Here is a 1,523-nt window from a genome sequence, read left to right as displayed (position 1 = left end):
CAAGACGATATCGATGGTTTTTCTGACGGCGCCCCGCCGGTCGCCCTCCGGGCTCGCTCTGAGGCACCGTCAGAAAAAGCGGCAGCAAGTGCGGAGGTGGTTGCTGTGGCAAGGCGCCGCAAGTTCACCACGGCGTACATGCACCGGATCGTACGTGAGGCCGATGCCTGCACGGCGCCTGGCGCCATCGGCGCGCTGTTGCGCCGCGAGGGGCTGTACAGCTCGCATCTGAGCAAGTGGCGCCTGCTGGTCGCCGAGAGTGATGCAGCAGTGGTGCCGAACAAGAAGCGCGGTCCGAAACCGGATGCCGTCAAGGCGGTGGACCGGCGTGTCAGTAACCTTGAGTTGGCGAATGAAAAATTGACCAAACAGCTCACGCAGGCAAGGCTGATCATCGGGGTCCAAAAAAAACTTTGCGATCTGCTGGGCTTGCCCACGGAAGAGGAAGTGAAGTGATGGCCGCCACATCGGAATTGGTCGGAGAGATGGGCGTGCGCAGCGCCTGCGCCAGCATGGGATTGCCGCGCGCGACCTACTACCGTGCCTGCCGTGAAGCGCGTGCGCCGCTGCATACCGTGCGCCGTCCACGCCGCTCGCCGCTTGCACTGAGTGCTTCTGAACGCCAGGACGTCATCGACATGCTTCATTCGCCGGAATATGTCGATGTTGCGCCCCGCACGGCATATGCCATGCTGCTTGATGCAGGCATTTTCCTGGCGTCGGTATCGACGTTCTACCGCATCTTGCGGGCCTGCAGCGGTACACGTGGCCGACGTGATCAACTGGTGCATCCGGACTATGCGCGCCCCGAGCTGCTGGCAACGCGCCCGCGCGAGGTATGGTCGTGGGACATCACCAAGCTGAAAGGACCGGTTAAATCGGCGCATTTCCATCTGTACGTGATCCTCGATATTTTTAGCCGCTATGTGGTTGGCTGGATGATCGCCGACCATGAGTCGGATCAGCTCGCCGAGTCGCTCATTGGCCATACCTGCGACCAGGAGGGCATCGTGCCGGGCCAGCTCACCTTGCACGCCGACCGTGGCGCCGCAATGCGCTCCAAACTGGTGGCCGACCTGCTGGTCGATCTCGATGTCGTCAAAAGCCACAGTCGCCCCTACACATCCGACGACAACCCGTTCTCGGAAGCGCAGTTCAAGACAATGAAATATCGTCCCGGCTTCCCGGAGCGCTTCCATTCGCTGGCTGAGGCGCGCAGTTTCTGCCAAACGTTCTTTGAGTGGTACAACTACGATCACCGTCATTCAGGCATCGGCTACATGACGCCTGCAGCCATGCACAACGACGTGGCAAAAATCATTTACGAGCAACGTGACCAGGTCTTGCTGAACGCCTTCTCCTTGCATCCAAATCGCTTCAAGAACAGCCGCCCACGACCGCCGGCTCTGCCAACCGAAGCCGGAATCAACATGCCCAAAATGGACATTGGCACCAACGAGCAGACCGAAGAATGCTCCCTAAACAATCTGTAAATACTGTCTCAAATAGTTTGACACGCTCCG

1 protein-coding gene and 1 pseudogene are annotated in these 1,523 nt (G+C 59.6%); both read left to right on the top strand.

All coding sequences use genetic code 11. The features are described from left to right. Window positions 1-456 (top strand): annotated as a pseudogene (locus tag F1735_RS38615) (hypothetical protein); the annotation flags it as partial. After that, window positions 456-1,493 (top strand): IS3 family transposase, encoded by a 1,038-nt coding sequence (locus F1735_RS33475; RefSeq protein ID WP_167241305.1) that lies wholly within the window; start codon window positions 456-458, stop codon window positions 1,491-1,493. The pseudogene F1735_RS38615 and the gene F1735_RS33475, both read left to right, overlap by 1 nt. Window positions 1,494-1,523: the final 30 nt, after the last annotated feature.

Origin of the sequence: Massilia genomosp. 1 (assembly GCF_011682185.1) — a bacterium.
Classification (GTDB): Bacteria; Pseudomonadota; Gammaproteobacteria; order Burkholderiales; family Burkholderiaceae_D; genus Telluria_A; species Telluria_A rubra.
Note: the sequence above shows the minus strand (reverse complement) of the source record. Positions and strands in the feature narration are given on the sequence as shown.

Coding starts and splice junctions, on each gene's coding strand:
- F1735_RS33475 (WP_167241305.1), top strand. CDS start 456: ATGGCCGCCACATCGGAATTGGTCGGAGAGATGGGCGTGCGCAGCGCC.